The organism is Delftia sp. PE138 (assembly GCF_018320755.1).
GTDB lineage: Bacteria > Pseudomonadota > Gammaproteobacteria > Burkholderiales > Burkholderiaceae_C > Comamonas > Comamonas tsuruhatensis.
In genome coordinates, this window is the sequence record NZ_JABEPN010000012.1 from 85,086 (window position 1) to 105,562 (window position 20,477).

Sequence of the window (20,477 nt, forward strand, 5' to 3'; positions counted from 1 at the left end):
GCGGCCCTGGCGCGGCCTGTCTCAGTCCCTGGCCTGGTTAGCGGGCTGCTCCAGCCAGCGGCGCGCCAGCAGATCCCAAAAGCGTGCGCCACGTCCCAGGTTGTCGTCGTTGAAGTCGTAGCCGGGATTGTGCAGGCCCACGCCGGGCTGGCCCGTGGCGGGACCGTTGCCTATCCAGCCATAGGCGCCGGGCACGGCCTCGAGCATGAAGCCGAAGTCCTCGGCCGTCATGGCCGGCAGGATGTCGGCGTGGGTGCGGTCCTCGCCCACCGCCTCGCGCATCACATCGGCCATGAAGCGGGCCTCGTGCGCGTGGTTGGTGGTGTTGGGGTAGCCGGGCTTGAGGATGAACTCGGCGCGGCACAGATGGGCGGCCGCCACATGCTCGCTGATGCGCTGCATGCCTTCGATGAACATCTGCTGCGTCTCGGTCCTGAGGGCGCGCACCGTGCCGAAGATGCTGGCCTCGTCGGGAATGATGTTTTCCACCGTGCCGCTGGTGATTTTGCCCACGGTGAGCACGGCGCTGTCCAGCGGATCGGTGCTGCGCGACACCAGGGTCTGCAGCTGGCCGACGATGGCGCAGGCCACGGGAATCGGGTCCAGCGTGGTGTGGGGCATGGCAGCGTGCCCGCCCTTGCCGTGCACGCGGATCTCGAAGCGCAGCGTGGACGCCATGATGGGCCCCACGCGCACCGCCATTTCGCCGGCAGGCAGGGCAGGCCAGTTGTGCAGCGCGAACACGGCCTCGCAGGGGAATCGCTCGAACAGGCCATCGTCCATCATGGCCTTGGCGCCTGCGCCGCCTTCCTCGGCGGGCTGGAAGATCAGGTGCACCGTGCCATCGAAATCGGGCTGCTGCGCCAGCAGCGTGGCCGCACCCAGCAGCATGGTGGTATGGCCGTCATGGCCGCAGGCATGCATGCAGCCCGGGTTCTGGCTGGCATGGCCGAAAGCATTGAGTTCCGTCACCGGCAGCGCATCCATGTCGGCACGGATGCCGAGGCTGCGGCCCGGGTTGGCGGCGCTGCGCCCCCGGCCGTGGATGCTTGCCACCACGCCGGTCCGGCCCAGCCCGCGATGCACCTGCAGCCCCAGCGCCTGGAGATAGGCCGCCACCTTGTCGCCGGTGCGGTGCTCCTCGTAGCGCAGCTCGGGGTAGGCATGCAGGTCGTGGCGGAACTTCAGCAGGGAGCCGAGATGGGGGGTGATGTCGGGTGTGGATCGCATACAGGGGCCGCGACGGCCTGCACGCCAAGCGGGTCCGCAGGCGGTCGCAGCAATTCAATGACAAGGCGGACATGATAGGTCCTGGGGTTTGCCTATGCCGTCTGCCGCGCCGATAGGCCTTGTGCTGCCGCGGCTTTGCGCTACGTTCTTTGATAGCTGCCCGCGCAATGCCCTGGCCCGGGGGTTGGCGCAGATGCAGGGGAATGGCGCCAGGACCGACAATCGCCCCCATCATGAAAAACACCATCCTGCCCCTGCAATTGTTCGTGCGCCCCGAGCATGACGATCCCCAGCCCCTGATCCTGTACCACGGCCGCCGCTGCCCGGACGGCTATGGCGCAGCGCTGGCGGCCTGGCTGTTCTACGGCGGGCAGGCCGAATTCCGCGGGCTGGACCATGGCGAGATCCAGAAGGCCGACGACCTGGGCGAGCTGGCCGGCCGCGCGGTCTACGTGCTGGACTTCGCCTTCGAGCCCGAACTGATGGCCGAGATCGAGTCGCGCGTGTCCAAGCTCGTGGTGCTGGACCACCACAAGAGCGCTGCCGAAAAGCTCACCGGCTACCAGTGCCGCTGCGGCGTCGTGCACTTCGACATGAACAAGTCCGGCGCGCGCCTGGCCTGGGAGTTCTTCCAGGCCGACAAGCCCGTGCCGGGCCTGATCCGCTTCATCGAGGACCGCGACATCTGGAAGTGGGAATTCGCCGAGAGCGCGGGCTTTCTCGCGGCGCTGGACATGGAGCCGCGCAGCTTCGAGCGCTGGGCCGAGATCGCGGCCTTCACGCCCGAGCAGGAAGCTGCCTTCATGGCACGCGGCGGCGCCATGGACGAGAAATTCCAGAAGCTGTGCGCCGACATTTCCGAGTCCGCCCAGCCCCTGGTCTTCAACGGCATGCAGGGCCTGATGGTCAACTGCCCCGGCATGTTCCACAGCCAGGTCGGCGACCTGCTGGCGCGCCAGAGCGGCAGCTTCGCGCTGATGTGGCATGCCAGCACCAAGGGCGTGAAGGTCGGGCTGCGATCGCGCTCGGAGTTCAACTGCATTGCGCTGGCCGAAAGCTTCGGCGGCGGCGGCCATGCCCAGGCCTGCGGCTTCAAGATGGGCAACGAGCGCCTGGTGGAGCTGCTGTCGGGCGTGCTCAAGGCCGATGCCTCGGCCGACTACGCCTACGTGGCCGCGCCGCTGATGGAGCAGCCTGAAACGGGCGCGCCTGCCGAAGCTGCCTGATCCAGCCCGGCCGTCGCCGGCAGGCCCGCACAGGCCTGCCAGCCGGGCAGGGCGCACAGCGCGCGCCATTGCTGCACATCGGGCACATGGCCCAGCCGGCTCCAGTCGGCCTCGAAGCTCAGCGGCTCGCCCGTCATCGGGTGCGCCAGCTCCAGCGCATGGGCATGCAGCCACAGCCGCTGCAGGCCCAGGCGCTCGGCCCACCAGCGGTTCAGCGGCCCCTTGCCGTGCGTGGCGTCGCCAATGATGGGATGGGCCACATGCTTGAGATGGCGGCGTATCTGGTGGCGGCGGCCCGTGGCAGGCAGCGCCTGGACCAGCGAGATCCGCGTGGCCGCATGGCGCGGATCAAAGGCCTCGGGCCATTCCAGGCGCGCCAGGCAGCGCAGCGAAGTCCGTGCGGGCTGGGCTGGCGCGTCCTCGGGCGCATCGTCGGGTCGGAGGGCATGGTCCACCTCCACCGCATCGGGCAGCCAGCCGCGCACCAGCGCCAGGTATTGCTTGCGCACTTGCTGCCCGGCAAACGCCTGGCCCAGCCGCTGCGCGGCCTGGGCATGCAGGGCCATCACCAGCACGCCGCAGGTGCCCTTGTCCAGCCGGTGCGCAGGGTGCACATGGCAGCCCAGCTGGTCGCGCAGGGTCTGCAGCACGAAGCGCGTCTCGTGCGCGTCCAGTCCCGTGCGGTGCACCAGCCAGCCTGCGGGCTTGTAGACCGCCACCAGGTGCTCGTCGCGCCAGAGGATGTGCAGCGGTGCGTCGCCGCACTCCGAGGGCAGCGGCTGGGCGATGGGGGATGAGGGCTGGGACATGAGGGCGTGAGTGTAGGCGCTGCTGTCCACCACGGCCCACGACCCTCTCCCAAGGCCCCTGCCCAACATCGCCGCTCAGTACCCCCGCGCAGGGCAACGCAGTGCTGCCCGGCAGTGCACGACTGGCGGCTCCGTGGCGATGCAAGATCGCGCCTGGTTCTGCGCTGGCGCATGAACCTCATTTTCGAGCCGCAGTTTTTGAACCTCATCGCAAAGGCACCGCACCGCATGGACCATCGCAGCACCGCTCCCATCCGCATCGCCATCGTCGGCCACGGCAACCTGGGCCGTGGCGTGGAGGCGGCTATTGCCCGCAACCCCGACATGGTGCTGGCCGGCATCTACTCCCGCCGTGATCCGGCGCAACTGCGTCCGCTGCAGCCCGGCACGCCCGTGCACGGCATGGACAGCCTGCTGGCCCATCGCGCAGGCATCGACGTGCTGGTGCTGTGCGGCGGCTCCAAGGACGACCTGCCGCAGCAGTCCCCCGCGCTGGCCGCGCATTTCAGCCTGGTGGACAGCTTTGACACGCATGCGCGCATTCCCGGGCATTTCGAGCTGGTCGACGCGGCGGCCCGCGCGGCGGGCACCACGGCGCTGATCTCGGCCGGCTGGGACCCGGGCATGTTCTCCCTGCAGCGCCTCATGGGCGAGGCCCTGCTGCCCGATGGCGCCACCTACACCTTCTGGGGCAAGGGCCTGAGCCAGGGGCACTCCGACGCCATCCGCCGCATTCCCGGCGTGGCCGGCGGCGTGCAGTACACCATTCCCGTGGACGAGGCCGTGCAGCGCGTGCGCAGCGGCGTGCGGCCCGAACTGTCTGCGCGCGAGCGGCACCGGCGCGAGTGCTTTGTGGTGCTGGAGCATGGGGCCGATGCCGACGGCGTGCGCCAGGCCATCACCGGCATGCCGCATTACTTCGACGAGTACGACACCACGGTGCACTTCATCAGCGCGCAGGAGCTGGCCCGTGACCATGCGGCCATGCCGCATGGCGGCTTCGTCATCCGCAGCGGCAGCAGCTCCGATGGGCTGCGCCATTCCATCGAATACCGGCTGCAGCTGGACAGCAACCCGGAGTTCACGGCCAGCGTGCTCGTGGCCTATGCGCGCGCCGTGCACCGGCTGCAGCAATCGGGGCAGACGGGCTGCAGGACCGTCTTTGACGTGGCGCCCGGCCTGCTGTCGCCCAAAACTGCGCAGCAGCTGCGGGCCGAGCTGCTTTAGCCCTGGCCCACGCGGGCCGCGTCTTCCAGCCGGTCCACGTCGCGCAGCGGCTTGAACAGGGTCATCCAGCTGCCGACCACGCCCAGCGTGCACAGGCTGCCCACCACGGCAGCGGGCACCGCGCCCAGCCAGGCGGCGCTGGTGCCGGCACGGAACTCGCCCAGTTCGTTGGACGAGCCGATGAACAGCATGTTCACCGCGTTCACGCGCCCGCGCATGGAGTCGGGCGTGGAAAACTGCACCAGGGCCGAGCGGATGTACACGCTCACCATGTCGGCCGCACCAGCCAGCATCAGCGCCGCCATGGACAGCCAGAACCAGTGCGACAGCGCAAACACCAGATTGGCCACGCCGAAGATGGCCACGGCGGCGAACATCACGCGGCCCACATGGCGCTGTATGGGGCGGGCCGACAGCCACAGGCCCATGGCCACCTCGCCCACGGTCATGGACGAGCGCAGCAGGCCCAGGCCTTCGGGCCCGACCTTGAGCACCTCGTGCGCGTACACGGGAAGCAGGGCCACCACGCCGCCCAGCAGCACGGCGAACAGGTCCAGCGAAATCGTGCCCAGGATGATGGGGCGCGTGCGGATGAAGTGGATGCCTTCGCCAAAGCGCAGCCACAGCGAGCCGCCGGCCGGCGCCATGGCTTCGGCATAGCGCACGGGCACCGTGCCCAGCAGCAGCACGGCCAGCACCAGGGACACGCCGCAGACCGCATAGGTCAGCACGGCGCCGCCCCAGGCGTAGAGCAGGCCGCCCAGCACGGGCGCCGCGATGGCGGCCGTGCGCATCAGCATGCTGTTGGTGGCCAGCGCCTGGGCCAGTTGCTCGCGCGGCACGATTTGCGGCAGCAGGCTTTGCAGGGCCGGCCCCGTGAAGGCGCGGCTGCAGCCGAACAGCACCAGCACGGCGTAGATCCAGTGCACATCGTGCGCGGCAGCGCCCTCGTGCCAGGACAGCCACAGCAGCAGCAGGGAGCACAGCGCCGCCACGGCCCAGCTGCCTGACAGCAGGCGCTTGCGGCTCATGCGGTCGCTGAGGTCGCCTGCCGGAATCAGCAGCGCCAGCATGGGCAGGAACTGGGCCAGTCCCACATAGGCCAGGGACATGGGGTCGCGCGTCAGGTCGTAGACCTGCCAGGCGACGACCACGGCCTGCATCTGCTGGGCGAACATGGACAGCATGCGCGCCATGACGAAAGGGACGAAGGCGCTGTTGCGCAGGCCGGCAGCGGGGCTGTCGGCCGAAGTGGGGGGAAGCGGGGAGGAGGGCAAGATCGGAAGTCCGTGGCAGAGCACGCGCAGTATCTGCGAAATGCCGCCGCCCTGCAGGCCGAACCGCCTGCGCCATGCTGCCGACGAAGGCATGCGGCCTGCTCCCACAAACACCGGGGACGCGGCGCGTGAACATGCCATCACGGGTCAGGCCAGAACCCCGCATCAGAGGAGCAACACACCATGTCCATGTTGTCCATGCAATACGCCGGCACCTTGATCGGGCGCGAAGCGGTCATCGATTTCCCCGATAGCAAGGCTGATGTGCGGTACACGCCGCAGGGCCAGATGGTCTGGCATGTGGTCGATTCCCTGGGCCATGTGTCCGACGGCTGCGAACGGCTCAGCTACCTGCAGGTCAGCGACAGCCTGCACTTCCTCAACTGGATCGAGAAAACCGGTTTCACCGTCAGCCAAGTCATAGACACGGCGCAGGGAACGGTGCAGGCCTTCTGGTCCTTTGCCGATCCGGCCAGCGAGGGCGGCCACCGGTCCTCCATGTTCGTCGAAGGCCGTTTCCGCTTTCGCTGAGAACCCTGCCGGTGCTGCGTGAAACATTGCGGCGGCGGCGCAACATGCCTGTTTTTTGAGCGCCACCGGCAAAGCCAAGGCTGGCGCCGCAAACACGGGTTGTCCCGAAGCTTGTCCACAGGCAGGCCCACAGTCGCTGGGCATAACCGTCACGCCACCGTCATTTTCTTCATCCAACGGAAAAGTTTCGTGGGATGTGTGCGTGTACTTTCGTCATGATTCAGGTTTTTCGTGGAATTCTGTTCCTGTATCCATGGCCGGGGGGGTAGCCGCCCGCCGCAGATCAAGGCCCGTGCCCCCGTGAAACATTGCGCGCCTGAGAAACAGGTCCGCAATGCCGCCGCTATGCTGGCCGCATGACCTGGCTGCTTGTCGCATTGCATCTGCTGCTCATCGCGGGTTTCGGCCTGCGCATCCTTTTGCGTGACGATGTGCGCCCCGACGTTCGCATGGGCTGGCTCACCGTCATCGTGCTGCTGCCCTACGTCAGTTGCGCGCTGTACTACCTGTTTGGCGAAGTCACGCTGCGCCGCCGCGGCCGGGCCCGGTACCGCAAGGTGCAGGACTTCGCCGCAGGCGCTGCCATGGACCACGGCGCCGCCGTGCCGATAGCGGGCATCGCCCCGCAGTGGCAGGCTGCCTTCGGCTATGCGGCCTCCATCAACCGCTTTGCCGCGCAGCCGGGCCACACCGCGCAGCTCATGGCCGATGGCGCCGAGGCCCGCGCCCGCATGCTGGCCGACATGGACGCCGCCCAGCATGAAATCAACGTGCTGTACTACATCTGGCTGGCTGATCACACGGGCACGGCCGTGGCCCAGGCGCTGGTGCGCGCGGCACGGCGTGGCGTGGTCTGCCGCGCCATGGTGGACGGCCTGGGCTCGCGCGCGCTGCTGCGCACCGACCTCTGGCAGCAGATGGCCCAGGCGGGCGTGCAACTGGCCGTGGCCCTGCCCACCAGCCATCCGATCCGCGTGATGTTCACCAGCCGCCTGGACCTGCGCAACCACCGCAAGATCACCGTGATCGACCAGCGCATCACCTACTGCGGCAGCCAGAACTGCGCGGATGAAGCCTTTGCCGTCAAGGCCCGCTATGCGCCCTGGGTCGATGTCATGCTGCGCATGCAGGGTCCTGTGGTGGCGCAGATGCAGCAGGTGTTCGCCAGCGACTGGGCGCAGGCACGCAGCGTCGCCCAGGTTCCTCCCATGCCGTTGGCTGTCCGGTCCGCAAACGGTCTGCCCGACCGGCCTGCAGGCGGCTTTGCCGCCGTCGTCATTGCCGAAGGCCCGGCCGAGCGGCCCCGCTCCACCTCGCAGCTCGTGTCCACGCTGCTGGCCAGCGCACGGCGCGAGGTCGTGATCTCCACCCCTTACTTCATTCCCGACGCCACGGTGCTCGAGGCCCTGTGCGCCGCCGCCTGGCGCGGCGTGCAGGTCAGTCTCATCCTGCCCGCGCGCAACGATTCGTGGATCGTGGGCGCGGCCAGCCGCAGCACCTACCGCTACCTGCTGCGTGCCGGTGTCATGCTCCATGAATTCCGCCCCGGCCTGCTGCATGCCAAGACCCTGTGCGTGGACGGGCAGGTGGCTTTGCTGGGCTCCACCAACCTTGACCTGCGCAGCTTCGACCTGAACTTCGAGAACAATGTGCTGCTGCAGGACGAGGCCGTGACCCAGGCCATCCGCCGGCGCCAGGCCGACTACATCCGCCAGTCCGACCGCATCACCGCCGCCCAGGTCCACGCCTGGCCCTGGGGCCGGCGCATCTGGAACAACCTGCTGGCGATGCTCAGTCCGGTGCTGTGAGGCGCAGCCCACAAAAAAGGCCTGCGCAGTGCAGGCCTTCAGGGCTGTGGGGCAGCAGGCGCGCTCAGCGGCCCACGCGCTCGCTCTCGACCACCATGTCCAGCACATAGGCGTAGGCCGATGCGTCGGCCGGCACGTTCTGGCGCTTGTAGCGCTGGATGCGCAGCACGTTGCGGATGCCGGGCTCGTGCTTGTAGCCCTCGATCTCGCTGTAGAAGTTCTCCCACTCGCCGGTGGAGGTCTTCACGCCGTTGTCGCCGTAGCGGATCTCGCGCACGCGCAGGCACTGGAAGTCCTTGATCAGCGGGTGGTTGCAGGCCGTGCGCTGGGGCGCCACTTCCAGGAAGATGCGTTCGCCTGCGCTGCCGTACTGGGTCTGGGCCGTGGGCGAGCCGTCGAGCTGCCAGCGCGTGCCGTCGATGAAGGTGAGCGTCAGGCGCGCAGGCTGCTTGCCTTCGCCCAGTTGCACGGACCATTGCTTGGCCGTGGGCAGGATGCGGGCCACCTTTTGCTCCAGCGCCATCAGCTGGTCGTCATCGCAGGCCATCAGCGTGCTGGCGGCGCGCTGGGTGGCGATGCGGTTGCCTTCGGTGCGGTAGCCCGTGGTCACCACGTTGCACAGGTTCTTGACGGCCAGGCGCTGGTCGGCGAACTCCAGTTGCAGGGGCCGCTTGCGCGAGGCGGCCGTCAGGAACCAGCTCTGGTCCTCGGTGCCCTGGGGCGTGAAGGCCTGGCGAAGACTCCAGTGGTAGGCGGTCAGCGATTGGGCGTCACCGGGCGGGCCGGCAGGAGCCGACACCTGGGGCTTGGCGCCGTCTTCGGCGTTGCCGCCCTTGTCGATATGGCTGCAGGCGCCGAGCCCCATGGTGACGATCACGGGCAGGCACCAGGTCCAGCTTGGCTTCATGTTGAGTTCCTTGGTTGATGGGTACAGGTACAGGCGCAGCGGCGGCAGGCTTGGGCAGCCCGGGTGCGGCATGAGCCGCACCGGCCCTGGCCGAACCGGGGCACCATAACGCAGATGCGCGGCGGCGCTTGTCAGAACGGGGCGCTATTCACATTCGTTTGCATCTATTTGATGCAGACGGAAAAACCGATTGCTGCAAAGTTGCCGGCCATTGCATTGCGCTCGGGTGAGAATAGGCGGCCAGCCGCCATGCCATCCGCAGGCAGCGGCACCGGAGCAAGGAGCAGGTTCGTGTATCGACGTTGGAGTGCAGCAAACAGGGTGCGTGGCATGCGCTGCGCAGGGGCTTTGGCCGTCATCATGGTGCTGGCGGGCTGCGGCTCGACGATTCCCCAGCATGTGCCGGTGCAGGAGAGCTTCGGCTCCACCGAGACCTTCTCGCGCATGTTCGATGCCTCGCCGGCCCAGACCTGCGAGGCCGCGCGCCGCGCGCTGCTGAGCCAGGGCTACATCGCCATGGCGCGCACGGCCGAACTCATAGAAGGCAGCAAGAGCTTCCAGCCCGACCCGGAGCTGAACCTGCAGATGAACATCCGCGTGGTCTGCGTGCCGGAGACCGCCGACGGCCAGGTCAGCATCGGCTTTGTCACGGCGCTGCAGGACCGCTACACCCTGAAGAAGAGCGCCAACTCGGCCAGCCTGGGCGTGGGTGCGCTGGGGTCCGTGTCGCTGCCGTTCTCCTCGGGCAGCGACTCCATGGTCAAGGTGGGAAGCGAGACGATTGCCAAGAGCGGCTTCTACGACAGCTTCTTCGAGCTGGTCTCGCGCTACCTGGCGCAGGACCGCGACTCCATCGCCGTGCCCACGCCGGTGGCGCCGCAGAACACCATTCCCTCGGCCGACCACTGACGCCGGCGGGCGCCACAGCTCCGTTCACGCCGCCAGGAACAGCGCCGGATCCACCATGCTGCGGTTGAGCATCACGCCCCAGTGCAGGTGCGGGCCGGTGACGCGGCCCGTGGCGCCGACCTTGCAGAAGGCCTCTCCCGTGTCCAGCTGATCGCCCAGCTTGCACTGCACGCTGCTCAGGTGGCAGTACATGCTCAGCAGGCCGCCGCCGTGGTCCAGCCACACGGTGCCGCCGTTGAAGAAATAGTCGCCCACGTCCACCACCTTGCCCGGCAGCGGCGCGACGACGTTGGTGCCCGTGGCTGCCGCGATGTCCATGCCGCTGTGCGGATTGCGCGGCTGGCCGTTGAACACGCGGCGCAGGCCGAAGCTGCTGCTGCGCCGGCCCGGCACGGGCTGGCGCATGCGCAGGTCGCCGGGGCGTGCGGGCGGCTCGGTGAACAGCGCCATGATGGTCTGCTGGTGGGCGCGCTCACGCTGGTAGCGCGCATCGTCCTCGGGCGACAGGTCCACGGTCTTGGGCGAGACCTTCAGGCGCTGCTCGGTGTACTTCTTGTCACGCACCTCGTAGGCCAGGGAGCGCGCTGCGCCTTCGCCCTTCACGGTCACGCTGTGGGTGCCAGGTGCGGCCGACAGCGCAATGCCGACCACGGCCGTCCATTCGATCATGTCGCCCACCACCAGCACGGGCACGTCGCCGGCCAGTACCTGGGGCCGCTGGGATGCGGGCCCCAGCGACAGACGGGCCACGCCGCCGGGCACGCGGCTGTCATGGGGCCAGGGGGATTCGCTGGAGGGCGCTGCGGCCTTGGCGGCCCAGGAGGGAAGGATCAGGCCCGCGCCCGAGGCGCACAGGGATTGCACGAACAGTCGGCGGGAGCGGGGATTCGTCGTCGGTATCTGCATGGATGAAGCGGCGGGCTTGGCGCCGGCATGGGGCCGTTATCGATCGCCCCATTGTCCGCCAAGCGTGCGCCAAGCCAAACCTCTGCCGGGCCGTTCAGCGGTCCCGGCGTTCGTCACGTCCGCCGCGCCGTTCCTGCGGGCGGGATGCGTTGGCCATGCGCTGCTGCTGTTGGCGCTGCTCCTGCTGCGCGCGGGCCTGCTGCTGCTGGGCGCGCGCCTGGGCCTGCTGTGCCTGCTGGAGCTGCATGCGTTGCTGCTGCGCCTGACGCTCCTGCATCTGGGCCTGTCGTTGCGCTTGCTGCTGCGCCTGTTGTTGGGCCTGCATTCTGGCCTGCATCTGCTCCTGCGCACGGGCTTGTTGCTGTTGCTGTTGTTGCTGCAACTGCTGCTGGCGGGCCTGCATCTGCGCCTGTTCGCGGGCCTGGTCCCTGGCCTGCACCTGCATCTGCATCTGTGCCTGGCGCTGGGCCTGTTGTTGCTGCCGTTGTTGCTGTTGCTGTTGCTGTTGCTGCCGCGACTGCTCCTCGCCACGCAGGCGGGCGGTCTGCATCTCCATCTGCTGTTGCTGCTGCTGGCGCATGCGCGCGGCATCGGCCATGGAACGGTCGCGGTCCTGCCGGTCCTGCTGCCGCATGCCCTGCTGCGCGGCGGCAGACGACCACGAAGGCACGCGGGAATCGCGGCCCCGCTCGCCCCGCATGGCGGCAGCGGGCAGGGCGGCTGGCGGGCGCTGCACCCCTGCAGCCTGGGTCGAATGCGGAGCCTGCGGCCACTTGCCGAACTGGCCCGGCTGCGAGGCCGGCACCGGGTTCATCCTGGGCTGCAACGCTGCCTGCGGCCGGTCATCGGGCCGCAGGCCCGGGCGGCCGCGATCGGCGCCGTCATGCCGGGCAGATCCTTGCGTGGCGCCGGGCGGCAGCATGCCTTGGGAGGACGCCGGCGGGCCGCCCTGCGGTGGCCTCAGGCCCAGCCGCTGCGGCATGCCGCCTTGCGCTGCGGCGGCCGCGCCTGCCATGCCGGCGGCGCCGGCCAGGGCCGCCGCAGCCATGCCGCCCGGGCGCGGATCGCCGCCCTGTGGCGGGTTGGGCGGGTTGCCGGCAGGGCGGGGCTCGACGTGCGGGTTGTTCGCGATGTGGGTGACGTTGCCACCGTTGTTGATCTGCGTGTTGCGGATGTTCTGCACCACCGTGGTCGAGCGTGTCACATAGGTGTTGTTGTTGTAGATCACGGCTGGCCGGCGCGAGGGCGGTGGCGGCGGCTCGTTGCGGTGCCAGCGGTAGCCGGGCTCGCCCCAGCGCATGCCCCAGGAGTTCCAGCCCCAGGGGCGACGGTCCACGGACTCGGCGAGGATCACGCCTGCGCCAAAGCCGATCAGCCCCGCCACCACGGGCGCGGCCGAACTGCCCACGTAGACGGGCTGCGGCGCCACGATGGGGCGGTAGCCGCCATACACCGGCAGCGGCTCGCCATACACCACACCCGGGTCGTACTGCGGCACGTAGACGGTGTCGGGCTGGGCGGGAGTGATCTCGATGAACTGCGCGGGCGCATCGATCACCGGCACCGGCAGCATGGACGACAGGGGCTCGCCCATGTCCTGGGGCGCTGGCTGGGGATCGCGCGGCGGGGCATCGGCCGCGGCCACGGCCACCTTGAGCCGGCTGGAGTCCTTGAGCGTACCGGCCTTGTAGGCGCGCTGGCGCATTACCTGGATGGCGTTCATCACGTCGGCCGGATCGTTGTAGTAGGCCCTGCCCAGGGCCGTGGTCCAGGGAATGTTGGAAGACAGCTGCGCCAGCACGTTGGGAAACTGGGCCAGGGACTTGACCGACGGGTCCCAGTCCTGGCCGTTGACGGCGTCCTGCAGCTCCTGGGGCTTGAGGCCCGGGTTCTGCCCCAGCCAGACCTCGGCGGCGCCGACCTGGTCGGGATAGGTGGAGGCGGCCAGCACCTGGGCCACGAGCTTGTCGGGGTACAGCGCAATGGGCGCCACCATCTGGTAGAGCGTCTCGGCCGACGGCGGCACATAGGCCACGGGCGTGGCGACGGGCTGGGCGCTTTCGGTGGCAGGCGGCAGCGGCGCGCTGGCGGCCTGCGGGGGCTTGTCCTGGGATTCGTTGCAGGCGCTCAGCGCCAGGGCGGCGGCCAGGCCCAGCACGCTCAGGCGCAGGGCGCCGGCGTGGGAAGCTGAGGGGGCCATGGTGCGTGCTCTGGGCACGGCGGATTGCAGCATTGCGTTCTCCTGGGCAGGAACGCCTTGCGCGCCGAAGCGGCAAGGCACATGTCATTTGAACGCCAAAGTGCACGCTGCGTTGACACCGGCGTGTCAGCCGATGCCCCCAGTCCGCGCAACTTCTGTGACGCGGTGTTTACCCAGGCGGAATCAGGCCGCGATCAAGCCGCGAGCAGGCGGGCCTGGTAGCTCTCGGCACCCTTGGACCAGGCCAGCAGGCGGTCGATGTTGGGGTGCTTGCCGGGGAAGGCGATGGCGTCCTGCGTGTGCTCGGCATACCACTCCAGGCCCAGTTCGGCGGCGGCCGGCGTGATGCTGCCGCCGTAGAGGGCGGCCAGCGCGTGGTACACGGCCAGCGAGCCTGTCTGGCCGGGCTTGTTCTCGATGGTGGCCACGACCTGGCCCTGGGCATCGGCCAGCTGGAGCGCGGCGAGGTGGGTGACGGTGGGCAGTTGCTGAAGGCGTGCGGAGAAGTTCATGCTGAAAGGCAAATCAAAGAAAGGAAGGCGGAGAAAGAACGATCGGCTCGGGGCGATCAGGCCTTGGCGGCAATCCACGCACACCAGAACAGGCTGGAGAAAAAGCGCTTGGCCTGAACGAAGCCGGCCTGGGCCAGCATCTGCTCCACTGCCTCTTCCGAGGCGGGTGGAACCGCGCCCTGCCTGATCTTGCCGAGTTTCGCATGGACGGCGGCCTCGTCCGCGCCTGCCATGCGCCAGCGCATGGCCCAGGCTTCGAGAAACAGCGGCTCGCTGTCGTAGCGATGGCGATTGCAGGCCAGGATGAAGGGCGCGCCCGGCGCCAGCCTGGCCGACAGGGCCTGCAGCAGCCTGAGCTTGTCCGCATCGTCAGGAATGTGGTGCAGCACGCCGATCAGCGTGGCCGCGTCGAACACCGTGCCGGCGGGCAGGTCCTCCACCGCACAGGGTGCTGCACGCACCTGGGCCGACAGGCCGGCGGCTGCGATGCGGTCCATGGTCTGGTCCAGCATGGGGGCCGAAGGGTCGGCGGCCGTGAATGTCCACTGCGGCCTGAGCCGCGCCGTGGCCAGGATTTCCTGGCCCGTGCCACCGGCGCCGCCAATCAGCACGGACTTCGGCCCGGCATCCAGGCTGGCTGCCAGCAGGCAGGCGGCCAGCTCGTGGCAGGCGTCGTAACCGGCCAGGGCGATGCGGCTTTGCGTCTCGTACTCGGCCGCGCGGGAGGTGTCGAACTTGGCGGCGGAAGCCGCCTGTGGCAAGGCTTGGTTCATGGCCTGGAATTGTGCTGAGGCCATGGTCACTGCAAAAGCGCCGATGTGCGATGGCCCACCCCTGCAAAGCAGGATGGTGGGCCATCTTCGGGGGAGCGGTGCAGGTGCCCGCCAGCGGGCCGTGCGCCTACTTGCCCCAGGAGTCCTTGAGACCCGTTGCGCGGTTGAACACGGGCTTGCCCGGTGCGTGGTCCTTGCGGTCGGCCACGAAGTAGCCGAAGCGCTCGAACTGGAACTTGTCGTCAGGCTGTGCCTGGGCCAGCGACGGCTCCACGTAGGCCGTCACGACCTTGAGGCTGTCCGGGTTGAGCAGGGCCAGGAAGTCCTTGCCGCCCGCATCGGGCTGCGGGTCGGTGAACAGGCGGTCGTACAGGCGCACTTCGGCCTGCACGCCGTCGGCCGCGCCCACCCAGGTGATGGCGGCCTTGACCTTGACGCTGTCGGCGCCCGGCGTGCCGCTCTTGGTGTCGGGCACCACGGTGGCCAGCACCTTGGTGACGTTGCCCTCGGCATCCTTCTCGCAGCCCGTGCACTCGATCACGTAGCCGCCCTTCAGGCGCACCTTGTTGCCGGGGAAAAGGCGCTTGTAGCCCTTGGGCGGCACTTCGGCGAAGTCCTCGCGCTCGATCCACACCTCGCGGCCCAGCGTGAAGCGGCGCACCGGCACCTGCTGGCCTTCGGCGGCGTGGGGCAGGGCGGGCAGCTCGCAGGCTTCCAGGTGCTCGGCGCTGCCGAAGACCTCGGCCCAGTTGGTCAGCTCCAGCTTCAGCGGGTCCAGAGCCACCATGCCGCGATGGGCCTGGTTTTCCAGGTCTTCGCGCAGGCAGCCTTCCAGCGTGGAGTAGTCGATCCAGGCGTAGTCCTTGGTCACGCCGATGCGCTCGCAGAAGGCCTGGATGCTCTGCGGCGTGTAGCCACGGCGGCGCAGGCCGACGATGGTGGGCATGCGCGGATCGTCCCAGCCGCTGACGATGCCGTTGTCCACCAGGTGCTTGAGCTTGCGCTTGCTGGTGATCACATAGGTCAGGTGCAGGCGCGAGAACTCGTACTGGCGCGGCTGCGGGGCAGCGATCAGGCCGCCTGCGCGCAGGTGGTCCAGCAGCCAGTCGTAGAACGGGCGCTGGTCCTCGAACTCCAGCGTGCAGATGCTGTGGGTGATGTGCTCCAGCGCGTCCTCGATGGGATGGGCGAAGGTGTACATCGGGTAGATGCACCACTGGTTGCCGGTGTTGTGGTGCTCGGCATGGCGCACGCGGTAGATGGCGGGATCGCGCAGATTGATGTTGGGCGATGCCATGTCGATCTTTGCGCGCAGCACGGCAGCGCCATCGGGCAGCTTGCCGTCGCGCATTTCGCGAAAGCGCGCCAGGTTCTCGGCCACGGTGCGGCTGCGGAACGGGCTGTCCACGCCGGGGCGCGAGAAATCGCCGCGGTTGGCCTTCATGTCGTCGGCGCTTTGCTCGTCCACATAGGCCAGGCCCTGCTCGATCAGGTACTCGGCCGCGCGGTACATGAAGTCGAAGTAGTTGCTGGCGAAGTACAGGTTCTCGTGACCGTCGGCTTCCTTCCAGCCGAAGCCCAGCCAATGGACGGCATCGATGATGCTGTCCACGTACTCCTGGTCTTCCTTCTCGGGATTGGTGTCGTCGAAGCGCAGGTGGCAGGCGCCTTGGTAGTCGCGCGCCAGGCCGAAGTTCAGGCAGATGGCCTTGGCGTGGCCCACGTGCAGGTAGCCGTTGGGCTCGGGCGGGAAGCGTGTGCGGATCTTCGCCACGTCCACCTGGCCCTGGTTGTGGTGGTCGCCATCACCGGGGCTTCCACCCCAGCGGCGCTGGGCGTAGGTACCGTTGGCCAGGTCGGCCTCGATGATTTGGCGCAGAAAGTTACTCGGTTTGACCGGATCTTTGGAGATGGGGGAGGCGTCAGCAGAGCTCATCGCAGCATTGTAGGCGCGCGCCTGCCGACCCGCTCCGGACGGCTTTCGGACAGCCGCGCCAGCCAAGGGTTGAGGCATTTGGAAACAAACTTGTATAAAAGCCTGCCATCCGTAGACCCCTGTCGCGCGTTGAGAATGCAGGGCGTATGCCGTCCCCCTGTGCCAAAGTGCGGGAAGGCGGCACCAGCGGCAATGCCTGCCACGCCTGTCCAACTTCGAGGAGAGACACCATGACAACGACAGCTTCCCCGTGGGTTGCAAGAGCAGCAGCAGCCGGCCTCGCATTGGCCGCCCTGGTGGCTTCGGGCGCCGCCCAGGCCCGGGGCGATGTGCACTGGTCCATCAGCCTGAATTCGCCGGGCATGTATGGCCCGCCCGTCTATGTGGCGCCGGCCCCCGTCTATGTGGCGCCGCCCCAGCCCATCTACTACGCTCCCCCGCCTCCGGTCTACTACGCGCCGCGCGCCGTCTACCGTGCGCCGCCCGTCGTGGTCGTTCCCGGCTATGGGTACGGCTATCGCGGCGGCTACCGTGGCGGATACCGCCATGGTCATGGCCATGGTCACGGTCACGGTCACTGGCGCCGTTGAGCCGGACCGGGCTGGATTGACTTGTGCCGCCCTCCGGGGCGGCTTTTTCCGTGGTGCCAGCGTTGCGGCCGGGCCCGGGATGGCCCGCATAATCCAGCCCGTTGGAAACCTGGAGTGTCCCCGCCGTGAAAACCGTCTATGTCCTCAATGGCCCGAACCTGAACCTGCTGGGCCTGCGTGAACCCGCCATCTATGGCTCCCAGACCCTGGCCGATGTGCGTGCGCTGTGCGAAGCCGCCTGTGCGCGCTACGGTCTGGCCCTGGAGTTCCGCCAGAGCAACCACGAAGGCGAGCTGGTGGACTGGATCCACGAGGCCGGCCGCGTGCACGCCGAAGGCCGCCTGGCCGGCCTGATCTTCAACGCCGCCGCGTACACCCACACCAGCGTGGCCCTGCTGGATGCCGTCAAGGGCACGGGCGTGCCGCTGGTGGAGCTGCACATCAGCAACGTGCATGCGCGCGAGAGCTTCCGCCACCACTCCTACCTGTCGGCTGCGGCGCGCGCCGTGATGTGCGGCTTTGGTGTGGCCGGCTACGGCCTGGCCATCGACGCCGTGGCCCAGTGGTGAACACGCCTGTCGCCATAGAGCGCCTGCGCGCCCGTGCGCGGCGCCTGACCACGCCGCTGTCTGCCGCGCGGCCCGAAGACGGCCACATGGTCTGGCATGTCTGGGGCGAGGCGCGCGCGGGCGTGCTGCCGGTGGTCATGCTGCACGGCGGCAGCGGCAGCTGGACGCACTGGCTGCGCTGCATGGACGCTCTGCTGGCCCAGGGCCGCCAGCTGTGGATACCGGACCTGCCGGGCTTTGGCGATTCCGATGGGGTGCCAGGCGGCCAGGATGCCGACACCCTGGTCGAGCCGCTGCGCCAGGGCCTGCGGCAACTGCTGGCCGATGGCGGAGCGCCCGCCGCCCCGCTGTGCGATCTGGTCGGCTTCTCTTTTGGCGGCATGACGGCCGGCATGCTGGCGGCTGCCGACGGCACGCTGGCCCGGCGCCTGGTGCTGGCCGGGGCGCCCGGCATGGGCGTGGGCAAGGGCCTGGCCGTGCGGCTCAAGGGCTGGCGCCACCTGGCCACGCCCGAGGCGCAGGCCGTGGCCCACCGCTACAACCTGCAGGCGCTGATGCTGCATGACGCCAGCCTCATCGACGAGGACACGCTGGCCCTGCATGTGCTCAATGTGGAGCGCGACCGCCTTCCACGCCGCCGCCTCTCGCACACCGATGTGCTGGCCCGCGCCCTGCAGGCCGTGGACGGCCCCGTATGGGCCATCTATGGCGAGCACGACGCGCTCTACCCGGGACCGATGATGCAGGAGCTGGCCCAGGCCTTTGCACGCCATGCGCGCGACTTCCGGGGGCTGGCCCTGGTGCCCGGCGCAGGCCACTGGGTCATGCATGAGCGTCCCGATGCCTTTGTGGCGGCATTGGCCGCTACGCTGGATGCCTGAGCGCATGCGCCCCATCGAGCTGCACGAGGTGCAGTGGACCGCCATGCGCGCCCAGGGCGCGGGCGGCCAGAACGTGAACAAGGTCTCCAGCGCCGTGCACCTGCGCTTCGACGTGCGCGCCTCGCGCCTGCCCGAGGCCGTGCAGCAGCGCCTGCTGGCCCTGCGCGACGGCCGCATCACCAACGAGGGCGTGGTCGTCATCAAGGCCCAGCAATACCGCACGCAGGAGCAGAACCTGCGCGCCGCGCTGCAGCGGCTCAACGCGCTGGTGGCCGCCGCCTATCCCGAACCCATTCTTCGCCGCGCCACCCGGCCCACGCTGGGATCGCAGCGGCGGCGCCTGGACAGCAAGAGCCGGCACAGCGCCACCAAGGCCCTGCGGGGCCGCCCGCGCGACGATTGAGCCGGCCAGCGCAACAATGTGTGCCGCCTTTGGCGGCTTGGCGCGGCCCGCTTGCGTCCCTACATTAGGGGAATGCAAGATTTTCACGCTTCCCTCGATTCCGGCGCCTCCTCCATAGCCGCTTCGGCCGGCACTCGGCTGCCCGTGCTCTACGTCTCCCATGGCTCGCCCATGTTCGCGCTGGAGCCGGGTGAAACAGGCCCCGTGCTCGCGCAATGGGGCAGGGCGCTGCGCCAGGCCCACGGCCCGCTGCGCGGCGTGGTCGTCATGTCGCCGCACTGGATGTCGCATGGCGTGGAAGTCATGACCGGAGCCACGCCCTCCACCTGGCACGACTTCGGCGGCTTCCCGCCCGCGCTCTACGAACTGCAGTACCCGGCCCCCGGCGCGCCCCAGCTGGCGCAGGAAGTCATGGAGCGCCTGCAGGCCGCAGGCATTGCCTCCACCGCCAACGCGCAGCGGCCCTTCGACCACGGCGCCTGGGTGCCGCTGATGCATTTGCTGCCCGATGCCGACCTGCCCGTGGTCCAGCTGTCCCTTCCCGCCTCGGCCGGGCCGGCCGAAACCCATGCGCTGGGCGCGGCCCTGGCGGCGCTGCGCGATGAAGGGGTGCTCATCGTCGGCTCCGGCAGCATGACGCACAACCTGGCCGAATTCCGGGGCGGTATGGGCGAGGCCACGGTGCGGGTGGACGACGCCGTGCAGGCCCTGCGCAGCCAGGATGGCCTGCAGGACGACCATGCCGTCGGCGGCTCCAGCGCCTCCTCGCCCTACGTGCAGGATTTCAGCCGCTGGATCGAGTCGCGCCTGCAGGTGCAGGACCTGCCCGCGCTGCTGGACTACCGCGCACGCGCTCCCTCGGCCCGGCGCGCCCATCCCAGCGAAGAGCACTTCATGCCGCTGTACTTCGCCCTGGGCGCGGCCGGCGCCACGGCGCGGCCTCGGTATCTGAGCCGCGAAGTCATGTACTCCATCCTGGCCATGGATGCGATGGTCTTCGAGGACGCGCAGGCGGCATAACCTCCTGCCCCCGCGGACTTGGCGAGGCGCCACAATGGCGCGTTGCCCGGGACCACCCCGGTCCCGGAAATCGCTTAAAAACCAAGGAGTCCGTGATGATCGACCTGCCCCTGCTGGCGCTGGAGCGCCCCGCACAACCCGCACCGGGGCAGCAGCCCTGGCTGCTGGTGCTCATGCATGGCGTTGGCAGCAATGAACAGGACCTGTTCGGCCTCGCATCGTTCGTGCCGCCGCAGTTCCACGTGCTCAGCCTGCGTGCCCCGTTTTCCATGGGGCCCAGTGCCCATGCCTGGTTCCAGTTCACGGTGGATGCCAACGGCACGCGCCACATCCACGCATCGCAGGAAGAGCACAGCCGCGCCCTGGTGGCCCAGACCGTGCAGCAGGCCGGCGCGCGGCTGGGCATTCCTGCCCAGCGTACCGTGGCGGGCGGCTTCAGCCAGGGCGGCATCATGGCGCTCAGCCTGCTGCTGACCCAGCCCGCGCTGCTGCGCGCCGCCATGTGCTGGCACAGCCGCCTGCTGCCCGAGGCCTTGCCGCACCAGGCCCCTGACGCGGCCTTCGACGGCAAGTCGCTCTGGGTCAGCCACGGCACCTACGACAACGTCATTCCGCTGACCAGCGCCCACGCCATTCGCAGCCACGTGCAGCGCCTGCCGCTGCAACTGAGCTACCACGAATACCCGAGCATGCATGAGATCCGCCCCGACGAGCTGCAGGCCGCCATGGCCTGGCTCCAGGATCTGGGCACGCAGGGCTGAGC

The 20,477-nt window shown here is 68.9% G+C and carries 20 protein-coding genes; 11 read left to right on the forward strand and 9 right to left on the reverse strand.

Annotated elements, in window-relative coordinates; all coding sequences use genetic code 11:
* Positions 1-21: 21 nt before the first annotated feature.
* Entirely contained in the window at positions 22-1,230 is a 1,209-nt protein-coding gene (locus HFGMBDPB_RS27470) for a M20 aminoacylase family protein (RefSeq protein ID WP_047472268.1), read from the reverse strand.
* 233 nt (positions 1,231-1,463) lie between these two features.
* On the opposite strand from HFGMBDPB_RS27470, the gene HFGMBDPB_RS27475 reads away from it, so the two are divergent.
* Complete coding sequence (locus HFGMBDPB_RS27475; RefSeq protein WP_017405579.1) at positions 1,464-2,456, forward strand: DHH family phosphoesterase; 993 nt, start codon at positions 1,464-1,466, stop codon at positions 2,454-2,456.
* On the opposite strand, the gene HFGMBDPB_RS27480 is transcribed toward HFGMBDPB_RS27475, so the two are convergent.
* Positions 2,396-3,265: a pseudouridine synthase gene (locus HFGMBDPB_RS27480; protein ID WP_249343738.1), complete on the reverse strand. Its 870-nt coding sequence runs from the start codon at positions 3,263-3,265 to the stop codon at positions 2,396-2,398. The two genes, HFGMBDPB_RS27475 and HFGMBDPB_RS27480, sit on opposite strands and share 61 nt — an antisense overlap.
* A gap of 228 nt (positions 3,266-3,493) precedes the next feature.
* Between HFGMBDPB_RS27480 and HFGMBDPB_RS27485 the strand changes: the two genes are divergently transcribed.
* Positions 3,494-4,492, forward strand: a complete 999-nt coding sequence (locus HFGMBDPB_RS27485) for a diaminopimelate dehydrogenase (RefSeq protein ID WP_212646680.1) — start codon at positions 3,494-3,496, stop codon at positions 4,490-4,492.
* Here the strand turns inward: HFGMBDPB_RS27485 and HFGMBDPB_RS27490 are convergent.
* Entirely contained in the window at positions 4,489-5,862 is a 1,374-nt protein-coding gene (locus tag HFGMBDPB_RS27490) for an MFS transporter (protein ID WP_016450471.1), read from the reverse strand. The two genes, HFGMBDPB_RS27485 and HFGMBDPB_RS27490, sit on opposite strands and share 4 nt — an antisense overlap.
* A gap of 90 nt (positions 5,863-5,952) precedes the next feature.
* Here HFGMBDPB_RS27490 and HFGMBDPB_RS27495 point away from each other — a divergent pair, with 90 nt between their 5' ends.
* Both HFGMBDPB_RS27495 and cls read left to right on the forward strand, forming a co-directional pair.
* On the forward strand, positions 5,953-6,300 hold the full coding sequence (locus HFGMBDPB_RS27495; RefSeq protein ID WP_012204400.1) for a MoaF-related domain-containing protein: 348 nt from the start codon (positions 5,953-5,955) through the stop codon (positions 6,298-6,300).
* Positions 6,301-6,656: 356 nt separating this feature from the next.
* Positions 6,657-8,108 (forward strand): cardiolipin synthase, encoded by a 1,452-nt coding sequence (gene cls, locus HFGMBDPB_RS27500; RefSeq protein WP_212646670.1) that lies wholly within the window; start codon positions 6,657-6,659, stop codon positions 8,106-8,108.
* A gap of 64 nt (positions 8,109-8,172) precedes the next feature.
* Here the strand turns inward: cls and HFGMBDPB_RS27505 are convergent, their stop codons facing one another.
* Positions 8,173-9,015, reverse strand: a complete 843-nt coding sequence (locus HFGMBDPB_RS27505; RefSeq protein ID WP_016450473.1) for an META and DUF4377 domain-containing protein — start codon at positions 9,013-9,015, stop codon at positions 8,173-8,175.
* A 330-nt stretch (positions 9,016-9,345) separates the two neighbouring features.
* On the opposite strand from HFGMBDPB_RS27505, the gene HFGMBDPB_RS27510 reads away from it, so the two are divergent.
* A complete protein-coding gene (locus HFGMBDPB_RS27510; protein ID WP_016450474.1) occupies positions 9,346-9,924 on the forward strand; it encodes a DUF2242 domain-containing protein in 579 nt (192 codons plus the stop codon).
* A 24-nt stretch (positions 9,925-9,948) separates the two neighbouring features.
* Here the strand turns inward: HFGMBDPB_RS27510 and HFGMBDPB_RS27515 are convergent, their stop codons facing one another.
* The 5 genes from HFGMBDPB_RS27515 to HFGMBDPB_RS27535 form a co-directional block, all read right to left on the reverse strand.
* Positions 9,949-10,830: a peptidoglycan DD-metalloendopeptidase family protein gene (locus HFGMBDPB_RS27515; RefSeq protein WP_016450475.1), complete on the reverse strand. Its 882-nt coding sequence runs from the start codon at positions 10,828-10,830 to the stop codon at positions 9,949-9,951.
* Between the two features lie 94 nt (positions 10,831-10,924).
* Positions 10,925-13,063 (reverse strand): DUF3300 domain-containing protein, encoded by a 2,139-nt coding sequence (locus HFGMBDPB_RS27520; RefSeq protein WP_212646671.1) that lies wholly within the window; start codon positions 13,061-13,063, stop codon positions 10,925-10,927.
* 161 nt (positions 13,064-13,224) lie between these two features.
* Entirely contained in the window at positions 13,225-13,542 is a 318-nt protein-coding gene (locus HFGMBDPB_RS27525; protein WP_016453887.1) for a DUF2322 family protein, read from the reverse strand.
* A gap of 56 nt (positions 13,543-13,598) precedes the next feature.
* Positions 13,599-14,315 carry a class I SAM-dependent methyltransferase gene (locus HFGMBDPB_RS27530; RefSeq protein WP_047325724.1) on the reverse strand — a complete coding sequence of 239 codons (717 nt, stop codon included), beginning with the start codon at positions 14,313-14,315 and terminating at the stop codon, positions 13,599-13,601.
* Between the two features lie 127 nt (positions 14,316-14,442).
* Positions 14,443-16,251, reverse strand: coding sequence for a glutamine--tRNA ligase/YqeY domain fusion protein (locus HFGMBDPB_RS27535; protein ID WP_047468446.1), 1,809 nt, complete (start codon positions 16,249-16,251; stop codon positions 14,443-14,445).
* Between the two features lie 230 nt (positions 16,252-16,481).
* Here HFGMBDPB_RS27535 and HFGMBDPB_RS27540 point away from each other — a divergent pair, with 230 nt between their 5' ends.
* From HFGMBDPB_RS27540 to HFGMBDPB_RS27565, 6 genes are all read left to right on the forward strand, one after another.
* Entirely contained in the window at positions 16,482-16,841 is a 360-nt protein-coding gene (locus HFGMBDPB_RS27540) for a hypothetical protein (RefSeq protein WP_016450550.1), read from the forward strand.
* A gap of 125 nt (positions 16,842-16,966) precedes the next feature.
* Positions 16,967-17,410 carry a type II 3-dehydroquinate dehydratase gene (gene aroQ, locus HFGMBDPB_RS27545; protein WP_016450549.1) on the forward strand — a complete coding sequence of 148 codons (444 nt, stop codon included), beginning with the start codon at positions 16,967-16,969 and terminating at the stop codon, positions 17,408-17,410.
* Complete coding sequence (locus HFGMBDPB_RS27550; RefSeq protein ID WP_212646672.1) at positions 17,407-18,291, forward strand: alpha/beta fold hydrolase; 885 nt, start codon at positions 17,407-17,409, stop codon at positions 18,289-18,291. The genes aroQ and HFGMBDPB_RS27550 overlap by 4 nt, the downstream gene beginning before the upstream one ends.
* Positions 18,284-18,694 (forward strand): alternative ribosome rescue aminoacyl-tRNA hydrolase ArfB, encoded by a 411-nt coding sequence (gene arfB / locus HFGMBDPB_RS27555; RefSeq protein ID WP_016450547.1) that lies wholly within the window; start codon positions 18,284-18,286, stop codon positions 18,692-18,694. Before HFGMBDPB_RS27550 ends, arfB begins: the two co-directional genes overlap by 8 nt.
* 72 nt (positions 18,695-18,766) lie before the next feature.
* Positions 18,767-19,714, forward strand: a complete 948-nt coding sequence (locus HFGMBDPB_RS27560; protein WP_212646673.1) for a dioxygenase family protein — start codon at positions 18,767-18,769, stop codon at positions 19,712-19,714.
* A 95-nt stretch (positions 19,715-19,809) separates the two neighbouring features.
* Positions 19,810-20,475, forward strand: a complete 666-nt coding sequence (locus HFGMBDPB_RS27565; protein ID WP_016450545.1) for an alpha/beta hydrolase — start codon at positions 19,810-19,812, stop codon at positions 20,473-20,475.
* The last annotated feature ends 2 nt before the right edge of the window (positions 20,476-20,477 follow it).